We start from the raw sequence: 18,566 nt of genomic DNA on the forward strand, positions 1-18,566 counted from the left end.
GTGAGATGACCCGCGAGCCGCTGACCCTCGATGAGGCCGTGCGCCGGAAGGTGCTGGGTCTGGTCGGGCTGGGGGCGCGCGGTCGGTTGGTGGTGATCGGGACGGAGCAGGTGCGCCTGTCGGCGCAAAAAGGGAAGGTCGTGTTGGCGCTGGTGGCGCAGGATGTGTCGCGCCACTCGCTCGAGAAGGTCGTGCCGGTCCTTCGGGCCCGTCGCGTTGACATGGTGGAGTGGCCGAGTGCGGCCGAGTTGGGGAGCGCCGTCGGCAAAGACACGACGGCGGCGATTGGGATCGTAGATCAGGCGCTGGCGCGCGGTATCCGTGGCGCCGTAGCCGGGGCAGCCCCGGCAGGCGACGCGACGCGCGTTTCGCGGTAGGAGGACGGGTTGAGCAAGCTTCGTGTGCATGACATGGCGGGTGAGTTCGGCATCTCGGCTGATGAGGTGATCGCACTGCTACGCCAGATGGACGTGCCGGTTCGCAGCCATTTGTCGCTGTTGACCGACGATCAGGTATCTCGCATCCGCGCCCGTTGGGAGCGCGAGAAGCGGGTGCGTGCCGAAAAGGCGCAACCGGCACCGGCCGCCGCGCCTCGGCGCCGTCGCACCGCCGCCACGGAGGCCGCGCCGGCTCCGGAGGTGGAAGCCGCCGCCCCCGCCGCACCGCCTGCCGTCCGTCGCCGTCGCGCGGCTGATGTCGCGGATCAGCCCGATCACGACCATCACGAGGCGCCCGACGCGGACCACGCGACCGAAGCGCCCGAACGGGCAGCCCCGGTCGCGCCGCCGGCCGCACCGGCGCCGAAGCCGCGCGTGGCTGTGAAGCCCGTTGACGTGGATGGCGACGCGGTCAAGGCGACGTCAACGCCGTCACCGCGGCCTGGTGAGGCCACGGGTGTTGCGGTCCCTGCCGCCCCCGTCTCGGCGGCGCCGGCAGCACCGGCGCTCGAGGCCCCGGCGGCCCCGGTGGCCCCGGTGGCCCCGGTGGCCCCCGTCGACGCGCCGAAGGCAACCCCCGACGCGGCTGTAGCCGCTGCGCCGGCGGCGGCCTCGCCCATCGCCGCGGCACCGGTCGCTGCGGCGCCCGTGGCCGCTGCTCCGGCGGCCGCTCCGGTAACTGGGACGCCTCCAGCGGCCCCGCCGGCACCGTCGCCAACCGCATCGCTGCCACCGGATCGTCCCCGCCCGCGCCCGGTCGTTCCGGGCGCGCCGCGACCGCGCCCCGTTGCCAGCGCCGCGCCCAACTTCGGCACCGCTCGTCCTATCGCCTCGGCTGCGCCCGGTGGTGGCCTCTCACAGGGGCAGCGTCGTGATGACCGCCGCCCCGGGGTCGGCGGGGGGAGTCAGGGTGGTGCTGGGAACCCGTCTGGTGGTGGCCAGCAGCAAGGCATGCCGCAGGGCGGTGGCCAGAATCAGCAGCAGCGTCGCGGCAAGAAGAACAAGCGTGGGGCGGTCGATCAGGAAGCCGTATCGGCCAACATCACGAAGACCATGACGGCCATGCGCGGTGCGCCGACCCGTGGGCGTCCCGGTCGCCGGTTCGGCGCCGAGATGCGTGCCGAGGCGGAGGAACAGCGCCAGATCGCGGCCGAACGCGAGCGCAAGACCGTTCGCGTGAACGAGTTCATCACGGTCTCCGAACTCGCGCAGATCCTCGGGATCTCCGCCACGCAGATCGTGGGCTTCGCGTTCAAGTCGCTCGGTCTCATGGTCACGATCAACCAGCGACTCGACTTCGATCAGATCGAACTCATTGCCGGCGAGTTCGGCTTCCAGGCCGTCAAGGAAAGCGATTACGCCGCCGACGTGCCCGATCAGGGCGAAGAGGATCGCGAAGAGGATCTGCGTTCACGCCCGCCGGTCGTGACCATCATGGGACACGTCGATCACGGCAAGACGTCGCTGCTCGACTACATTCGCAAGGCGAACGTGGTGGCCGGCGAAGCCGGAGGAATCACGCAGCACATCGGTGCCTATCACGTGGAGGTGGCCGGCAAGCGCACCATCACGTTCCTCGATACCCCCGGTCACGAGGCGTTCACCGCCATGCGTGCCCGCGGGGCGCAGGTCACCGACATCGTGGTCATCGTGATCGCCGCCGACGACCAGGTCATGCCGCAGACCGTTGAGGCGATTTCGCACGCCAAGAGCGCCGGCGTGCCGATCATCATCGCGATCAACAAGGTCGACCTCCCCACGGCTGACGTCGAGAAGGTCAAGCAGGACCTGCTGCAGCACGAGGTCGTGCTCGAAGACTTCGGCGGCACGGTGTTGCATTCGGAAATCTCGGCCAAGAAGGGCACGGGCGTGCCCGAACTGCTCGAGCAGATCCTGTTGCAGGCCGACATCCTCGAGCTCAAGGCCAATCCGTCGCGCCGCGCCGTCGGCTCGGTGGTCGAAGCGCAGCTCGATCAGGGCAAGGGCCCCGTGGCGACCGTGCTTGTCCAGAATGGGACGCTCAAGGTCGGCGACGATTACATCTGCGGCATCCACTCCGGTCGCGTGCGCGCCATGCTCGATGAGCGTGGCAAGCAGGTGAAGGAAGCGGGGCCGGCCATTCCGGTGCAGATCCTCGGTCTTACCGGTGTGCCCATGGCCGGCGACCAGCTGCTGGTCGTCGATGACGCCACGGCCGCGCGCGAGATCGCGCAGCGTCGTGAGCGGCTCGACCGCGAGGCCAAGAGCCGTCGCACCACGCGTGGGGTGGTCTCGCTCGAAGACTTCATGTCGCAGGCGACCGCGGGGCAGAAGCGTCAGCTGCGCCTCGTCATCAAGGCCGACCAGGGCGGCCCGGCAGAAGCCCTCGCCGATGCCTTGCAGCAGCTCTCTAACAACGAAGTGCAGGTGGAGATCATCCACCGCGCCGTTGGTGCCATCGCCGAAAGCGACATCCTGCTCGCCAAGGCGGCCGGCGCCATCATCATCGGCTTCCACGTGCGCCCGGACAACAATGCCCGGTCGGCCGCGGAGCGCGAGGGCGTCGACATCAAGCTCTATCGCATCATCTACGAGGCCGTGGCCGACGTGAAGGCGGCACTCGAAGGCATGCTGCGTCCCGAGGAGCGCGAAGTCGTGTACGGCGAGGCAGAGGTGCGCGAAACGTTCAAGGTCGCCCGGATCGGGACCATCGCCGGCTGCATCGTGCGCTCGGGCAACGTCAACCGGAAGGGACGCATTCGCGTCATCCGCGACGGGATCGAGATCTACGATGGGGCCATCTCCTCGCTGCGCCGCTTCAAGGACGACGTCAACGAGGTCAAGGAAGGCTACGAGTGCGGTATCGGCATCGAGAACTTCAACGATCTCAAGATCGGCGACGTGTTCGAATGCTACCGCACGGAGGAAGTGGCGCGTACGCTCGATCAGGCCTCGAAGACCTGAGGAGGGAACATGGGCGAACCGCGGCGTCCTGACCGCGTCGCCGAGGCGATTCGCGAGGAGGTCGCGACCTTCCTGTCGGAAGGCGCGAAGGATCCGCGCATCCGCGCGTTCGTCACCGTGACAGCGGTCGATGTGACGCGAGACCTTCGGCATGCGACGGTGTTCGTCAGCCTCATGGGTGACGATGCCGACAAGAAGTCGACCGTTGAGGGGCTGGCCAGCGTGGCCAGCCACCTCCGGTCGCGGCTGGGCAAGTCGCTCCGCCTGCGCTCGGCCCCGGAGATCCATTTCCGGACCGATGAAAGCGTCGCGCGCGCCGGCCGTATCGAAACACTGCTCGCACAGATCCGTGACGAGCGTGAGCAGCGCGAACAGCGCGAGCCCAGGTCGGAAGACGACGCGCCGTCCGTCGACGTGCCGTCTGCGGAGTGAGTGGAGGCGCGCTCGTGCCGCCCGCGCCCGAACAGGGCACCCGGCGCACGTCGGGGCTGCTCTTCGTCGATAAACCGGCTGGCGTCTCGTCGCACGATGTGGTCGCGATCGTGCGGCGCGCGGCGCGGACCCGGCGGGTCGGCCATGCCGGGACCCTCGATCCCTTCGCTACGGGTCTGCTCGTGCTGGCCGTCGGGTCGTGCACGCGGTTGCTCCCCCACATCGTGGGGGATCCGAAGGTCTATGAGACGACGATCCGGTTCGGGCACGAGACCGACACCGATGATGCCACGGGTGTCACGGGGCGTACAGCGGAGTTGCCGCCGATCGAGTGGCTGACAGACCCGATGAGCGCGGATCGCCTCGCGGCCGAGGCGCAGCTCACCGGCGCCATCGCACAGATTCCACCGGTCTATTCGGCAAAGCATGTGGACGGCCGTCGGGCCTACGACCTCGCGCGCCGGGGCGAGCCCGTGGCGCTTCCCGCGGTGACCGTGCGCGTCGACCACTGGGACTGGGTGAGCGCCAGTGGGGACGCGCTCACGACGCGAATCACCTGCGGTCCTGGTACGTACATCCGAGCGCTCGCCCGGGATCTCGGACGGGCCATGCACAGCGCCGCGCATTGCGGAACCCTGCGCCGGCTGGCCAGCGGGCCCGTGCAACTCTCGCAGGCGGTGGCGCTCGAGCAGCTGGCCCCCGGGGCGATCCTCGACGGCGTTGTCGCCCTGCAGTCGCCGGTTCCGGCACTGGGCGCCGTCGCCCACCAGCCCCTCGATGAGGCGCAGCTCAAGGATCTGCAGCACGGCCGTCCTGTCCGCGCCACGGTCAGTGGAGCGCGCGCCGCGCTCTTGAGGGATGGAGACGTCGTGGCCATGGCGGAACGCATCGCTCACGATCGGTGGCAGCCGCGGGTCGTGTTGCTCGGAGAACCGGAAGCATGACTGGCGCGTCCATTGGCCTGCCGCTGCCCGACGGCGCCGTGATCACCGTGGGGACCTTCGATGGCGTGCACCGCGGGCATCTCGACGTGCTCGCCACGCTCGTGCGGCACGCCGAGGCGCGCGGGGTCCCGAGTGTGGTGGTCACCTTCGATCCGCATCCGCTCGAGGTGGTCAATCCGGCCGCCGCGCCGCCGCTGCTCACGGAGCGCAGCGAGAAGCTCGCCATCTTCGCCCAAGCAGGCGTGTCCTATGTGGCGGTGCTGCCGTTCACCCGCGCGCTGGCGGCATTCGAGGCCGAACGCTTCGTTGACGAGGTGCTGTTGGAGCGGTTCGCCATGCGTGAGCTGCTCGTGGGGCACGACCACGGGTTCGGCCGCGGACGCATGGGGGACATCGAGGTGCTGCGCAGCCTTGGCGTGCGCCGCGGCTTTCAGGTGACGGTGCTGCCCCCCGTGTTCGCCGCCGACGGGCATGCGATCAGCTCTACGGCCATTCGGCGGGCGGTGGCGGGCGGCGATCTCGCCAGCGCGGCGGCCGGGCTGGGGCGCCCCTATAGCCTGTCGGGGGTCGTGGTGCGGGGCGACCAGCGCGGCCGCACCATCGGCTTTCCCACGCTCAATCTGCGGCCGGTGTCTGCGCGGAAGCTGCTGCCCCCCGACGGTGTGTATGCGGTACGGGTGCAACTCCCTGAGGGGGAGTTTGGGGGCATGCTGAATCTGGGCCCGCGGCCGACGGTGGGCGACGACCGGCGCCAGGTGGAAACCCACGTCTTCGACGCATCACGTGACTGGTACGGTGCCCACGTCCGGCTCGACTTCGTGCGCTATCTCCGCGGCACGCGCCCGTTCAATGGGCTGGAGGCACTCAAGGCGCAACTGGCCCAGGACGAGCGGGACGCGCGTACGGCCTTGGCTCATGGGGTAGGGGACTGGCTACCGCACACGGCAGCGCCTCTCTAAGTTAAGGGGCTTGGCGCAGTGTGCGCCTGTTCTGGCGCCTATCCATATGGCGCGCTGACATTCCCCCTGGCCACCGGCATCGATGGCAAACCTGAAGTACCGCGTCCTGCTGATCGTAGGACTCCTCGCGGCCTCTGCATGGGCCCTCTTTCCGCGCACCGTCGTCGAACGGGTGAAGCGCGATGGCGTGTTCGTGTACGACACCGTTCGGCGGGTCCCGCTCAAGCGCGGCCTCGACCTCCAGGGCGGCATGAACCTCACGCTCGAAATCGACGAGTCGAAGCAGCAGGTCGCCAACAAGTCTGAGGCGCTCGATCGGGCGCTCAAGGTCGTGCGCCAGCGCATCGACGAATTCGGCGTGGCGGAACCGGTCGTGCAAAAGGTCGGCGAAGATCGCATCATCGTGGAGCTCCCCGGCATCGATGATGCCGAGCGTGCGCAGTCGGTGGTGCAGAAGTCCGCCTTCCTCGAGTTCCAGATTACTGACAAGACGGGCGCGCTCGAGAAGGTCATGGGCCGCTTCGACGAAATCGCGAAGGCGCAGGGCATCGCCGTCGGGTCGACCGCCGAGGCCAAGGTGGCCGGTGCCGATTCCGCGAAGCCCGGCACGGTCACGTCGCTGCTCACGCAGAAGGCCGACAGCACCACGGACAGCACGGTGGTCGCCGGAACCACGGGCGGCGACAGCGCGAGCAAGACGCCGGCGCCGGTGAGCGGTGGCCTCTTCTCCACCAACGTGCAGTCGGGACAGATCCCGGGACAGTACATCGTCCCCGAGGCGGCGTTCCCCGCCATCGATCAGGCGCTGCAGTCGCCGGCCATTCAGGCCGCCATGCCGCCGGGCAAGGTGATGCGCTGGGGGGTGGATTCGCTCGCCAATGGCGCGCAGCGCTTCCGTGCCCTCTACGTGCTCGACGCGCGTCCGATCATCACCGGTGAGGTGCTCACCGATGCCCGCCCCAACACCGACCCGGTGGAAGGCAATGTGGTGCAGTTCACCCTCAACAACGAGGGCGCTCGTCGCTTCAAGGTCGAAACGGGCAAGCACGTGAAGGACAACATGGCCATCGTGCTTGACCAGCGCGTCATCACGGCGCCGGTGCTGCAGAGCGCGATCGGCCGCAACGGCCAGATCACGCTGGGGGGCGGCACACTGCAGGCGGCGCAGGACTTGGCGCTCGTTCTGCGCGCCGGTGCGCTGCCGGTGCCGCTCAAGGTCGCCGAGGTGCGCCAGATCGGCGCCAGCCTCGGAAACGACTCCATCAATAAGGGCATCATCGCTCTCGTGGCGGCGTTCGGCCTCGTGCTGCTGATCATGATTGGGTACTACCGCTTCTCCGGAGCGCTCGCGGTGGCGGGATTGATGCTGTACCTCGTGTACACGCTCGCTATGCTCGCCGGGTTCAATGCCGTCCTCACGCTCCCCGGCCTTGCCGGCTTCGTGCTCTCCATCGGTATCGCGGTCGACGCCAACGTGCTGATCTTCGAACGTATCCGGGAAGAGCTCGAGCAGGGCAAGTCGGTGCGTCTGTCGATCGACGAGGGCTTCCGGCACGCGCTCAGCGCCATCGTCGATACCTCTGCCGCCACGATCCTGTCCGGCATGGTGCTGTACCAGTACGGGACCGGCCCGGTGCGCGGCTTTGCCGTCACGCTCGTTGCGGGCCTCGTGGCCTCGCTGTTCACGTCGATCTTCGTGAGCAAGACTTTCTTCCTGGTCTGGTTGAACCGCGCGCGCGGTACCCAGACGCTGAGCATCTGAGGCCGTCATGCTGCGCATCTTCCACAACACCACGTACGAGTTCATCAAGCATTGGAAGCTTGCCGTCATCCTCACCGTCGCGTTCATCATGGCGGGCCTGGTGACGTTCGGCGTGACGGGCGGCGTGAACTACAGCATCGAGTTCACCGGCGGCACCCTCATGCAGGTGCAGTTCAAGCAGGTGCCCGACGTGTCCCTCGTCCGTAGTACGCTCGACAAGGCCGGCATTACCGGGGCCGAAATCCAGCAGTACGGCGCCGCTACGGACTACACCATTCGTGCCCGCGACGAGAAGCAGGTGGAGTCGCAGGCCGCCGGTGCCGAAGGCGTGTCCAAGCAGATTCAGGCCGCCCTCGATGGTCAGTTCGGGACGGGCAACGTGAGTATCCTCCGCACCGAGGCCGTCGGCCCCAAGGTCGGTAGTGAACTGCGCTCGGGCGCAGCCATGGCCATGCTCATTGCGTCGCTCTTTACGCTGATCTATCTCGCCATTCGCTTCGACTGGCGGTTCGGCGCCGCCGCCGTGTTGGCCACCGCGCACGATATTCTGGTCACCTTCGCATTCATCAAGCTGTTCCACATCGAGGTGTCGCTCACCGTCGTGGCGGCCATCCTCACGCTGCTCGGCTATTCGGCCAACGATACGATCATCATCTTCGATCGCGTTCGCGAGAACCTGAAGAAGCCGCACAAGGGGCTGACGCTCGGCCAGCTGCTCGACCGCTCGATCAATGAGACGCTGCCGCGCTCGATCATGACCCACGCGACCGTGTTGGCGGCAACGCTCGCGCTGCTCGTGCTCGCCGGCGAAGTCATCCGCCCGTTTGCCTGGGTCATGGCGTTCGGTGTCATTGTGGCAACCTTCTCGTCGATCTACGTGGCCGGCCCGATCCTCCTCTGGATCGAGTCCAAGTACCCGCGGAACGACGACAGCGCCACCGCGCTTGCCGCCAAGGCAGGCAAGGACACCACGCCGCCCAGCACCCGTGGCGGTCGTGGCGCGGAGCGCCTCGCCGCGCGCTGACGCGCGCTACGAACGCGTGAGCAAGACGATTCAGCCGGAGCCGGTGGCGTTTGCTGACAGCCACGTGCATCTGGCCAGCGCGGCCTTCACAGACGATGTGGAGGCCGCGATTGAACGGGCCCGCGCCGCTGGAGCGCGGGCCCTCGTCTGTATCGGGGAGTCGGCGGCTGCCGCCGAGCGCGCGCGCGTGATCGCTGGGCGCCACCCGGATCTCGTGTCGCATACCTGTGGCGTGCATCCGCATGATGCCGCCAGCTGGGACGAGGTTCGCGACCCCGAGGCCATCCGCCTCGCCGTGTCGCTGGGCGCCGTCGCCGTCGGGGAATGCGGGCTCGATTACCACTATGATCATGCGCCGCGCGAGGTGCAGCGCCGGACCCTCGACGCCCAGCTCGACCTCGCGGCCGAACTCGATCGGCCCATCGTGTTGCACACCCGCGAAGCGGAAGACGACACGCTCGACATGCTGCGCCAGGCCGCGTCCGCCGGCATTCGCGGCGTGCTGCACTGCTTCACCGGTTCGGTGGCTCTCGCCGAGGCTGGGCTCGCCGCTGGTTGGCATGTGTCGTTCAGCGGCATCGTCACGTTCAGGAATTGGACGGACCTCGCCCTGCTCACCTGTGTGCCCGACGAGCGGCTGCTGGTGGAGTCCGACGCCCCGTACCTCGCGCCGGTCCCCCATCGGGGCAAGCGCAACGAGTCATCGTGGGTGCCGTTCACCCTCCGGCGGCTTGCCGAAGTCCGGGGGACCACCACGGACGCGCTCGCCGACATCACGCTGCGCAACACGCAGCGATTCTTTCGCCTCCCCGGCGCTTGAAACGCGCCGGTCACCCCGTTCGATTCCGCTCATGAGCATCGAAACGCTGCACACCGACAACGCTCCCAAGGCCATCGGCCCCTACGCCCAGGCCGTGAAGGCCAATGGCTTTCTCTTCACCGCGGGGCAGATCCCCCTCCATCCGGTGAGCATGGAGATCGTGGAGGGCGATGTGGCGGCCCAGACCGAGCAGGTGCTCGCCAACCTGAGTGCCGTGCTGGCGGAAGCCGGTGCCACTTGGAACGACGTCGTGAAGACGACCTGTTTCCTTCGCTCCATGGACGATTTCGCTTCGTTCAACGGCGTGTACGCCCGAGTCCTCGGTGAGGCGCGCCCGGCGCGCTCCACAGTGGCGGTGGCCGGGCTCCCGCGCAACGTGAGCGTCGAAGTGGAACTCGTGGCGGCTCTTCCGCCTCGCTGAGGAGTATCATCGGCATGTTCCGGTGCCTGCCATCCTGGTCGCTTGCCTTCGCCGTCAGCGTGTGGTCGGCCATGCCCGGCGCGCTATCGGCGCAGGGCGCCGACAGCGCGCGCACGGCACTCCGTGACACGACGGGTCGCGGCCCCCGACCGCGCACCGCGCCGGCCCTGCCATCCCGCTTCACACCGCCGCTTACCCCGCGGCGGGCCTTTCTCTACTCGTCGATGCTGCCTGGGCTTGGGCAGTCGCGGCTCGATCGCGGATCCTCCGGGGCACTGTTCGCGGCGGTCGAACTGTCGGCGCTGGTCATGTTGCGTCGCAGTAACGCCGACCTGCGGGAAGCGCGGCAACTGCGCACTGACACGCTCCCGGGCAACTTCACGGTGTCTGGAGACACGCTCGTCCGGTCGGGCACCTATACCACGCGGTATGACGGGGCGCTCATCCGGACCCGCAGGCTTCACCTGGAGGACTGGCTGGCCGTGGTGGCGTTCAACCACCTGTTCGCCGGCGCCGATGCCTTCGTGGCCGCACAACTATGGGATATGCCGGTGCAGTTCTCCGCTATGCCCTCCCGCGTGGGCCCGATGGTCATGGCTACCCTGCGTTTCTGATCGCCCCCTGATCGCCCCCTGATCGCCCCCTGATCGCGCCGCTCGGCGGCCCTGCGAAAGATCCTCATGGCGAACAACGCACCCGTCGGCGTCTTCGACTCGGGGCTCGGTGGACTCACCGTGGCGCGCGCCCTCATGCGCCGCCTGCCGGCGGAGTCACTCGTGTACGTCGGGGACACGGCGCGTGTGCCGTATGGCCCCAAGAGCGCGACCACGGTGCAGCGCTATGCGCTGCAGATCGGCGAGTGGCTGGTTGACCAGGGTGTAAAGGCCGTCGTGGTCGCCTGCAACACCGCCACGGCGCATGCCCTCACCGCGCTGCGCGAAGCGCTCCCGGTACCCGTGATTGGCGTGATCGAACCCGGTGCGCGCGCCGCCAGCCGCGCCACGGTGCGTGGTCCCGTGGGAGTCATCGCGACCGCCGGGACCATCGCGTCAGGTGCGTACACGGCCGCGCTGACCGCCATCGCATCCACGATTGAGGTCGTGCCCGTGGCCTGTCCTCTCTTCGTGCCGCTCGTCGAGGAAGGGCTCATCGATCATCCCGCCACCAGACTGATTGCCCAGGAATACCTCGCGCCGCTTCGCGCAGCAGGGGTGGACACGGTGGTTCTGGGGTGCACGCACTACCCGCTGCTGCGGCCCATCCTCTCGGCTGCACTGGGACCGGGCGTCACGCTGATCGACAGTGCGGAGGAAACCGCCGCGGAACTCGCCGCCATTCTCGGGGACGCCGATACGCTCGCCGACGCGGGCGTTGCGCCGCGCCACCGCGTGGTGGCGTCGGATGCGCCGCAGCATTTCCTCCGGCTAGGGAGCCGGTTTCTCGATCGGCCGCTCGAGTACGTCGAGCACCACGTGTTCACCTGAGTCGCGCCACGCCCGACGGGTGATCTGCGCGTCATCGATCACGATGTACTGCTGGTCGAGGTACCAGGCGCCCGCATTGCCGTACACGCCCGCCCCCGCGTGGACGAGCGTTGGCACATGCGAGTGACCGTGCAGCACGAGCTGGGGACCGTCGGCCCGGCGTAGGGCAGCGGTGCCGACGGCCAGCAGTCCGGCGCCGCCGTCCCGTGCGCGCCCCTTCCGGCTCGTGTGCGAGCTGCGTTCGGCGATCACGGTGGCGAGATCCGGGTGCAGCAGGGTGAACGCCGCGTTCGCCCACGGGTGCCGCAGTACGCGCCGTAGCCGGCGGTACGGGGCATCCTCCACCTCACGAAGCCCGTCGCCGTGCGCGAGGAGCGCATCCCAGGCGCCGATCCTGCCGCGCCACGGATCAAGCGTGTAGCGGGCGCCCGTTTCCGCGGTCAGCACGTCCCCACTCCAGCAGTCGTGGTTCCCGCCGATCCACAGCACCTCGATACCGGCATCGTGCAGGTCGGCCAGCGCCGCCAGCACGCGGAATCCGGTGCGCGGCATCACCTTGCGCCACGAGAACCAGAAATCGAACAGATCCCCCATCACGACCAATGTGCGCGACTGTCCAGGCAGCTCGCGGAAGAGCCGGATCAGAGCGCGTTCGGATTCGGGGGACGCCACGCCAAGGTGCACGTCGCCGATCACGTGGCAGGGAGTTGGAAGCACGCAGGCAGTCTAACGCCCGATGGCGCCCTCGACAAACCGTCGGCTCGTGGACGGGGACGGGGACGGGACACGGGTGCGCCCGCGCGCGGAGCTGCGCATCTTCCACCCATGGCTTTCGAAACCATTTCCGAGTTGCGCGTACGCTACGCCGAGACCGACCAGATGGGCGTGGTGTACCATGCGAACTATCTCGTGTGGTGCGAGATCGGGCGCACCGACTTCATCCGGCGCGCCGGCCGCTCCTACGCAGACCTCGAGCGCGAGGGGGTGCTGCTCGCCGTGTCCGACGCGTCCCTGCGCTTCCACGCGTCGGCGCGGTACGATGATCCCATCGCCGTGCACACGTCATTGACGGCCATCGGGTCACGTGGCATGTCGTTCGCCTATCGTATCGTTCGCGCCGACAACGCCGCGCTGCTCGTCTCCGCCAGTACCTCTCTCGTGTCGATCAATCGCGAGGGGCGCCTCGAGGCGCTGCCGCGCGAGGTGCGCACGTGGCTCGAGCGCGCGATGCAGGGCCGCATCCTGAGTCAGGACGGTGCCGCATGATCGAATGCATGCGCGCCGTACGAGTGGTCACGGTGGCCACGGTGAGCCTGGGAGCCGCGCTTGCTGCAGGGTGCGCCGGCCGTGTGCGGCCGGCCACCGTTCCCGTCGTGGCGCCTGCCGTGGTAGCAATCAGTCTCGATGCACGCCTGCTGGAAATGGTCGATCAGCGGCGCCCCGACACCGCCCTCGTCGACACGCTGCTCGCCGACGGGGATGCCACGCGGCGGGCGCGCACGGCCCTCGCCATCGGGCAGGCGCGCATCCAGCGTCGCTACCCGCGGCTGCGCCAGCTGCTGCTCGATGGCGATACCGCCATCGCCGCCAACGCCGCATACGCGCTCGGCATTGCCAAGGATTTTGAGGCGGTGCCGGCGCTCGCCAGGGCACTCGCCGGCGCGCCCGATCCGGTGGCCCGCGAAGCCGCCTGGGCGCTCGGCGAGATGGGGGAAATGGGGCGTACGGTCATCACCATGGCCCTCGGTGATGAGCAGGCCAGGCCGCGGACCGGCAGCCCCGTGGCGCTACGGGTGCCGGCCGTGCGCGCCGCCGTGGTCCTCGCCGCCGTTAAGCTGCGGACTGCGCCGATCGCCCTCGTGACTCCGTGGCTTGCCGATTCGTCAGCCCAGGTGGTCCGTGCCGCGGCGTACGTCGTCGCGCGACTGCGCGCCCCGGCCGGTGTCCGTGCGATGCTCGCCGTGCGGTCGCATCCTGACGAGGAGGTCCGGCAGTACGTCGCGCGCGCCGCACACCGGGCCGCTGCGGGCGACTCCCTCGGGGACTCGGCACACGCGGCGCTTCGGGTACTGCTGCGCGATGCCAGTGAGCGCGTACGCGTGAATGCCGTGCAGAGCGCCGCCTCATATGGTCCGCGACTCGCCGAGGTGATCGAGCCGCTGCTTCGCGACGCTGCCCCCAATGTGCGAGTGGCCACGGCCGAGGTGTTCGCCGAGGTGGGCGCGCGCGATGTCGAGCGGTGGCAACGCGCGTGGAGCGCCGACACACTGCTCGCCACACGACGCGTCCTGCTCCAACACGTGCGTCGGCTGGCACTCCCGCTCTTGACCGGCGTGGAGACGGCATGGGCCGGCAGTGCGGATTGGCGATACCGCGTAGCCGCCCTCGGCGCCGGTGAACCCGGCGCGGCGTGGGACAGCGTTGTGGCCAGGCGCCTGCAGGATGACCCGGATCCGCGGGTCCGGCGTACGGCCCGCGCGCGGCTGGGTATTCGCGACAGCGTGACGGAGGATCAGCAGGCGGCGGGCGGGCGAAGCCGCCCGCCCGCCGCGCGCCCCTTGGCTGAGTACGAGGAGCTCGTGCAGCGCTATTGGCGGGCCGACACCGTGCCGCGTGCGTACATCGACACCGAACATGGCACCATCACGCTCGAGCTCTTCGCCATGGACGCCCCGCTCGTGGTCGAGGCGTTTACTCGGCTCGCGCGTCAGGGTCTGTACCGGAACACCATCTTTCATCGGGTGGTACCGAATTTTGTCGTACAGGACGGTGATATCAGCCGTGGGGGTGGCGAGGGCGCCCCGGCGTTCTCATTGCGCGAAAGCTGGAGCCGTCGTCGGCACGGGCGGGGCTGTCTTGGGTTGGCCACGGCCGGTCCCGACACCGGCGGGAGCCAGTATTACCTGTGCCACTCTACACAGCCCCATCTCGATGGCGGGTACACCGTGTTTGGACGCGTGATCGACGGCTTCGAGGTGATGGATCGGGTGGTGCAGGGCGATCACATGCTGCGCATCCGCGTCCCATGATGCCCGTGGCCTGGGGCCGTTGGTCTGGTGCGCTGGCCGTCGGTGTGCTGGCCGTCGGTGCGCTGGCCGCCTGTGCGCCGGCCGCACGGCCGCTGGGGGGCGCCCCCATCCGGGCGGTCCTGCCGCCGACGGCATTGCCTACGGCCCCAACGATCCTGCGGTTCAACTGGACCTATAAGGACGAGACCTTCGAAGCGAAGGGTGAGGGCGCCGTCCGGCGGCAGGGCCCTGATCGCGCACGGCTTGATTTCTTCCTCAGCAACGGCATGGCCGGTGGGTACGCCATCCTCGTGGGGGACTCGCTCACCATTCCCGGCGTGGACCTCGTCAAGCGGATGCTGCCGCCGGTGCCGCTCCTCTGGGCCTCGCTGGGACGGCTCGCCGTTCCGGCCACGCCGGACACCATGGCGCGTATGGACGGCGATACCCTGCGCGCCGATCTCGGGACGTTGCGGGGGCGCGATGCGTCGGGCGCCGATGGACGCGCGTGGCGGGTCGCCTTTGCCGGCACGATGTTGGCGCGGGTCGATCGGATCGAGGATGGTCGCGTGGTGGAGTGGATGACCCGCGGGCGACAGGGGGACGGCCCTTTGCAGGTGCAGTATGTTCATGAGCGCGGCAAGCGACGTCTGTCCATTGCCGTGACCGATACTTCCGTCGTCGAGGGATTTGATGAGGCCATCTGGCGTCGCCGTTGAGCGGTCCGCCGCGCACGAACCCGTTCACCGCCGCTACGCGTCCAGCGGTGGGGGGCTCACACGCCGCGCCCTGCTGACCGTTGCGGTCACGGGGGTCCTGTCTGCGTGCTATGGCTTTTCTGGCGGCGGCGGGCTCCCCAAGAACCTCAAGACGGTCGCGATCCAGCCGTTCGACAACCAGACCGCGACCCCTGAATTGCAGCGCGAGATTTTTGAGCAGCTGCGTACCGTGATGCGGGACCGGCTCAATTTGCGCGAGGCTCCTGAGGCGCGCGCCGATCTGGTCGTTCGCGGGACCATCATCACCTACGACGTGGATCTTCCGCTCGGCGCCTCGGCCGATGGCCGCAACACCACGTCGAATCGTCGCCGACTTCAGATCACCGTCGACATCGAAATCGTGGAGACGGCCACCAGTCGCGCATTGCTCACGAAGAAGGGGTTGTCGCGCGAGGGCCAGTACGCCGAGGGTGCGGAGGCGAACGGACGTCGCAACGCGCTCGAGAGCCTGATGACCGACATCGTCGAGGGCCTGCAATCCCAATGGTGACGCGTGTGGCGCCGCGCGTTCCCGCGACGAAGGTCATGGACTGGGAGACCGCCGCATCGTGGCGGAAGACGGTGCACGGTACCGTCGTGTTCACCAACGGCGTATTCGATCTGCTCCATCCCGGGCATATCGAAGTGCTCGACATGGCGCGACGCGAGGGGGCCGCTCTCATCGTGGGGCTCAACAGCGATGCGTCGGTCAAACGGCTCAAGGGTCCCTCACGGCCTGTGCGCTCCACGGCCGAGCGTGCGCTGGTGCTGGCGGGGCTCGAAGCCGTCGATGCCGTCGTCGTGTTCGAGGAAGACACGCCGCTTGCCCTTGTGCAGCAGTTGCAGCCCGACGTGATCGTGAAGGGGGGCGACTATTCGCCCGACGCGATCGCCGGCGGCGATGTCGTGACGGCCCGCGGTGGTCGCGTGGTCGTTGTGCCGCTCGTCCGCGGACAATCCACCACCTCCATCATCGAGAAGCTTCGTGGCTGATTCACCTGCCGTCGTGGTCCCGCGTCTCGTGCGCACCAATGCCGATCTCCGTCCCGTGACGCTCGAGCGCGGCGCGGTGCCGTACGCGGAGGGGAGCTGCCTCGTGAGTTTCGGGCGTACCCGTGTACTCTGCGCGGCGTCGGTCGAAGCCGGCGTGCCGGGATGGAAGAAGGGAAGCGGGGAGGGTTGGGTGACGGCCGAGTATGCGATGCTGCCGCGTGCCACACGCACGCGCGTTTCGCGTGAACGGTCGCAGATCGGCGGGCGCACGCAGGAAATCCAGCGGCTCATCGGGCGCAGTGTCCGCGCCATGCTCGACGGGTTTGCCTTCGGCGAGTTCACCGTGAAGGTGGACTGCGACGTGCTGCAGGCCGACGGGGGGACGCGGACCGCGGCCATCACCGGCGCCTGTGTGGCGGTGCATGACGCCTTTGCCTGGATGGTGGCCACCGGGCGGTTGCCCGTGTCGCCGGTGCGCCGTCGCGTGGCGGCCATCAGCGTGGGAGTGATCGACGGCGAGGCGCGCCTTGATCTCGACTACGAGGAAGATGTGCGGGCGGGCGTCGACATGAACGTGGTGATGAGCAGCGAGGGGCGCTTTGTGGAGGTGCAGGGCACCGGTGAACACGGCACCTTCGCGCGCGACGAGCTCACCGCATTGCTCGATCTCGCGGTGCAGGGAATTACGTCGCTCGATCAGCGACAGCAGCAGGTGCTGGCCACGGCGCTTCCCGTGCCCGTCGAGGCGTGAGTACTGCGCCGCGCCCCCCGGCGGGAGCGAGCGATGTGCCGGCGCGCGGCGAACTCGTACTCGCCACGCGCAGTGCGGGAAAGCTGCGGGAGCTGGGGCCCCTCGTGGCGCAGCATGGGTGGCGTGCCGTGACGCTCGATATGGTGGGCGTACCGGAGGTGCCGGAGGAGGCACTCCTCGAGGTGCACGACAGCTTCGAGGCGAACGCCTTGGCCAAAGCGCGCTGGTTTGCGGCAAAGACCGGGCGGCCCGTCGTGGCCGACGATTCCGGGCTGGTGGTGGCGGCGCTCAACGGACGGCCTGGCGTCTTCAGCAAGCGCTGGTCGGGCAGCGCGCTCGAGGGGGCCGCACTCGACGCGTTCAACAATCAGTTCCTGTTGGAACGGTTGCAGGAGGCCGCGGCGCACGGCCGGACGGAGCGAACGGCGCAGTACGTATGTGCGGCGGCGTGCGTGTGGCCTGAGGGCGAGCTGGTGGTGCATGGGACGACCTCGGGAACATTGCTGGTCGCGCCGCGTGGTTCAGGGGGGTTCGGCTACGATCCGTATTTTCTCTCGGATGATCTTGGCGCGACGTTCGCGGAGGTCGATGGGGCGGCGAAGGCTCGCGTCAGTCATCGCGGTCGCGCGTTTGGCGCGTTGCTCACGGCGTTGGACGCGCGGATGCGCGCCTGTGTGGACCCGAGATTCTTTACGACAGGTAGTTGACCTCGGGGCGTGCTCGGGATAAGATACCCCACCGCTGGAAGGCGGTGCTGATGTGCGGGGCGTAGCGTAGCCCGGTATCGCGCCTGCTTTGGGAGCAGGAGGTCGCCGGTTCGAATCCGGCCGCCCCGATTCCCGCGAGGTTTGTGGGAGGTGGAAGTTCGTCAGGTACCCGTAAGGGTGACCAAGCGTGTGTAGGCGCCAGTAGCTCAGATGGATAGAGCGGCAGCCTTCTAAGCTGTTGGTCGGGGGTTCGAATCCCTCCTGGCGCGCTCGCTGTCAGGGTAGTGCTGCGGGAGTAGGACACCGCACCCTTAGCTCAATGGTGGAGCAGCTGACTCTTAATCAGTAGGTTCTAGGTTCGAGTCCTAGAGGGTGCACTTCGCGGCGGTCGCGAGAGCGGCCGCCGCGGTTTTTTTTTCGGTAGCATGGAGAGGCAGGGGCGACCATTCTGTCGCCGGCGGGGGCGCGAGGGCAGAGCGCCTCGCCTGTTCGTTGGTCGCGAGGGGCTTGCGCCCGGTCGCGGAAACGGCGAAGGTACCGACCCCGCATCGGTGTCCATGTTGTTCGATCGCTGGACACACCGCGGACCTCCTGGTGTTGGCGCGAGCGGATCGCAGCCGGCCGGAGCGGCAAGAAAGTCGCGAGCGGGTGTTGACAAACTCGTGACACCGCAGTAAGTATATGGGCTGCCGCTGAACCAGCGGCAACCACAACAAGAGTAAGTCACGTGACCGCAAGCGGTTACGTTTCGATAGCAGGACGCTATTTGACAATCGAAGATGAGATCGAAGGATGTGCGGGGCGGTGTCGATGACCCACGGCTGATCAGGGCTGTGGCGAGACATCAACCTGAATTTCTGTGATTCCGTGTCGATCGGCCTGCGGGTTGGATCGCATGGGAGAGCCTATCAAAGGGCTCCAAAGGGTAACCATTGGAGAGTTTGATCCTGGCTCAGGACGAACGCTGGCGGCGTGCTTAACACATGCAAGTCACGGGGGCCCGCAAGGGTAACCGGCGAACGGGTGCGTAACACGTGAGCAATCTGCCGTACTCTGGGGGATAGCCGGCCCAACGGCCGGGTAATACCGCATACGCTTGTCGGGTGGCATCGCCTGGCAAGGA

Annotated in this window: 19 protein-coding genes, 3 tRNA genes and 1 rRNA gene; 22 read left to right on the forward strand and 1 reads right to left on the reverse strand. The window is 68.2% G+C overall.

The features are described from left to right. The first annotated feature begins 5 nt into the window (after positions 1 to 5). From ACIQ51_RS09825 to murI, 11 genes are all read left to right on the forward strand, one after another. Positions 6 to 377, forward strand: coding sequence for a L7Ae/L30e/S12e/Gadd45 family ribosomal protein (locus ACIQ51_RS09825; protein ID WP_396204880.1), 372 nt, complete (start codon positions 6 to 8; stop codon positions 375 to 377). 9 nt (positions 378 to 386) lie between these two features. Continuing rightward, the gene (infB, locus tag ACIQ51_RS09830) at positions 387 to 3,380 is read left to right on the forward strand and encodes a translation initiation factor IF-2 (protein WP_396204863.1); all 2,994 of its coding nucleotides are present in this window, start codon (positions 387 to 389) and stop codon (positions 3,378 to 3,380) included. Positions 3,381 to 3,389: 9 nt separating this feature from the next. After that, a complete protein-coding gene (gene rbfA, locus ACIQ51_RS09835) occupies positions 3,390 to 3,812 on the forward strand; it encodes a 30S ribosome-binding factor RbfA (protein ID WP_396204864.1) in 423 nt (140 codons plus the stop codon). Positions 3,813 to 3,826: 14 nt separating this feature from the next. Then, positions 3,827 to 4,756 carry a tRNA pseudouridine(55) synthase TruB gene (gene truB, locus ACIQ51_RS09840; protein WP_396204865.1) on the forward strand — a complete coding sequence of 310 codons (930 nt, stop codon included), beginning with the start codon at positions 3,827 to 3,829 and terminating at the stop codon, positions 4,754 to 4,756. Next, positions 4,753 to 5,715 (forward strand): bifunctional riboflavin kinase/FAD synthetase, encoded by a 963-nt coding sequence (locus ACIQ51_RS09845; RefSeq protein ID WP_396204866.1) that lies wholly within the window; start codon positions 4,753 to 4,755, stop codon positions 5,713 to 5,715. The genes truB and ACIQ51_RS09845 overlap by 4 nt, the downstream gene beginning before the upstream one ends. 82 nt (positions 5,716 to 5,797) lie before the next feature. Then, a complete protein-coding gene (gene secD, locus ACIQ51_RS09850; RefSeq protein ID WP_396204867.1) occupies positions 5,798 to 7,477 on the forward strand; it encodes a protein translocase subunit SecD in 1,680 nt (559 codons plus the stop codon). Between the two features lie 7 nt (positions 7,478 to 7,484). Next, positions 7,485 to 8,501, forward strand: coding sequence for a protein translocase subunit SecF (gene secF / locus ACIQ51_RS09855; protein ID WP_396204868.1), 1,017 nt, complete (start codon positions 7,485 to 7,487; stop codon positions 8,499 to 8,501). A gap of 16 nt (positions 8,502 to 8,517) precedes the next feature. Further along, the gene (locus ACIQ51_RS09860) at positions 8,518 to 9,321 is read left to right on the forward strand and encodes a TatD family hydrolase (protein WP_396204869.1); all 804 of its coding nucleotides are present in this window, start codon (positions 8,518 to 8,520) and stop codon (positions 9,319 to 9,321) included. A 31-nt stretch (positions 9,322 to 9,352) separates the two neighbouring features. Then, on the forward strand, positions 9,353 to 9,742 hold the full coding sequence (locus ACIQ51_RS09865) for a RidA family protein (protein WP_396204870.1): 390 nt from the start codon (positions 9,353 to 9,355) through the stop codon (positions 9,740 to 9,742). Between the two features lie 14 nt (positions 9,743 to 9,756). Next, positions 9,757 to 10,356: a hypothetical protein gene (locus ACIQ51_RS09870; protein ID WP_396204871.1), complete on the forward strand. Its 600-nt coding sequence runs from the start codon at positions 9,757 to 9,759 to the stop codon at positions 10,354 to 10,356. A 66-nt stretch (positions 10,357 to 10,422) separates the two neighbouring features. Beyond that, entirely contained in the window at positions 10,423 to 11,226 is an 804-nt protein-coding gene (gene murI, locus ACIQ51_RS09875) for a glutamate racemase (protein ID WP_396204872.1), read from the forward strand. Here murI and ACIQ51_RS09880 read toward each other — a convergent pair. Further along, the gene (locus ACIQ51_RS09880) at positions 11,167 to 11,943 is read right to left on the reverse strand and encodes a UDP-2,3-diacylglucosamine diphosphatase (protein ID WP_396204873.1); all 777 of its coding nucleotides are present in this window, start codon (positions 11,941 to 11,943) and stop codon (positions 11,167 to 11,169) included. The genes murI and ACIQ51_RS09880 overlap by 60 nt on opposite strands. Positions 11,944 to 12,051: 108 nt before the next feature. On the opposite strand from ACIQ51_RS09880, the gene ACIQ51_RS09885 reads away from it, so the two are divergent. The 11 genes from ACIQ51_RS09885 to ACIQ51_RS09935 form a co-directional block, all read left to right on the forward strand. Then, positions 12,052 to 12,492 carry an acyl-CoA thioesterase gene (locus tag ACIQ51_RS09885; protein ID WP_396204874.1) on the forward strand — a complete coding sequence of 147 codons (441 nt, stop codon included), beginning with the start codon at positions 12,052 to 12,054 and terminating at the stop codon, positions 12,490 to 12,492. After that, positions 12,489 to 14,255, forward strand: coding sequence for a peptidylprolyl isomerase (locus ACIQ51_RS09890; RefSeq protein WP_396204875.1), 1,767 nt, complete (start codon positions 12,489 to 12,491; stop codon positions 14,253 to 14,255). Before ACIQ51_RS09885 ends, ACIQ51_RS09890 begins: the two co-directional genes overlap by 4 nt. After that, positions 14,252 to 14,953 (forward strand): hypothetical protein, encoded by a 702-nt coding sequence (locus ACIQ51_RS09895; protein ID WP_396204876.1) that lies wholly within the window; start codon positions 14,252 to 14,254, stop codon positions 14,951 to 14,953. Before ACIQ51_RS09890 ends, ACIQ51_RS09895 begins: the two co-directional genes overlap by 4 nt. Continuing rightward, positions 14,928 to 15,503 (forward strand): LptE family protein, encoded by a 576-nt coding sequence (locus tag ACIQ51_RS09900; RefSeq protein WP_396204877.1) that lies wholly within the window; start codon positions 14,928 to 14,930, stop codon positions 15,501 to 15,503. The genes ACIQ51_RS09895 and ACIQ51_RS09900 overlap by 26 nt, the downstream gene beginning before the upstream one ends. After that, positions 15,497 to 15,985, forward strand: coding sequence for a D-glycero-beta-D-manno-heptose 1-phosphate adenylyltransferase (gene rfaE2, locus ACIQ51_RS09905; protein WP_396204878.1), 489 nt, complete (start codon positions 15,497 to 15,499; stop codon positions 15,983 to 15,985). The genes ACIQ51_RS09900 and rfaE2 overlap by 7 nt, the downstream gene beginning before the upstream one ends. 13 nt (positions 15,986 to 15,998) lie before the next feature. After that, positions 15,999 to 16,736 (forward strand): ribonuclease PH, encoded by a 738-nt coding sequence (rph, locus tag ACIQ51_RS09910; RefSeq protein WP_396204881.1) that lies wholly within the window; start codon positions 15,999 to 16,001, stop codon positions 16,734 to 16,736. After that, positions 16,733 to 17,443: a non-canonical purine NTP pyrophosphatase gene (locus ACIQ51_RS09915; RefSeq protein WP_396204879.1), complete on the forward strand. Its 711-nt coding sequence runs from the start codon at positions 16,733 to 16,735 to the stop codon at positions 17,441 to 17,443. Before rph ends, ACIQ51_RS09915 begins: the two co-directional genes overlap by 4 nt. A 55-nt stretch (positions 17,444 to 17,498) precedes the next feature. After that, a tRNA-Pro gene (locus tag ACIQ51_RS09920) sits at positions 17,499 to 17,572 on the forward strand. Between the two features lie 66 nt (positions 17,573 to 17,638). Beyond that, positions 17,639 to 17,712: transfer RNA gene (locus tag ACIQ51_RS09925), tRNA-Arg, on the forward strand. Positions 17,713 to 17,748: 36 nt separating this feature from the next. Next, positions 17,749 to 17,820 (forward strand) — tRNA-Lys (locus ACIQ51_RS09930). A gap of 552 nt (positions 17,821 to 18,372) precedes the next feature. Beyond that, positions 18,373 to 18,566, forward strand: a 16S ribosomal RNA gene (locus tag ACIQ51_RS09935); the annotation flags it as partial.

The sequence above is a fragment of the Gemmatimonas sp. genome (genome assembly GCF_044344655.1).
Classification (GTDB): domain Bacteria; phylum Gemmatimonadota; class Gemmatimonadetes; order Gemmatimonadales; family Gemmatimonadaceae; genus Gemmatimonas.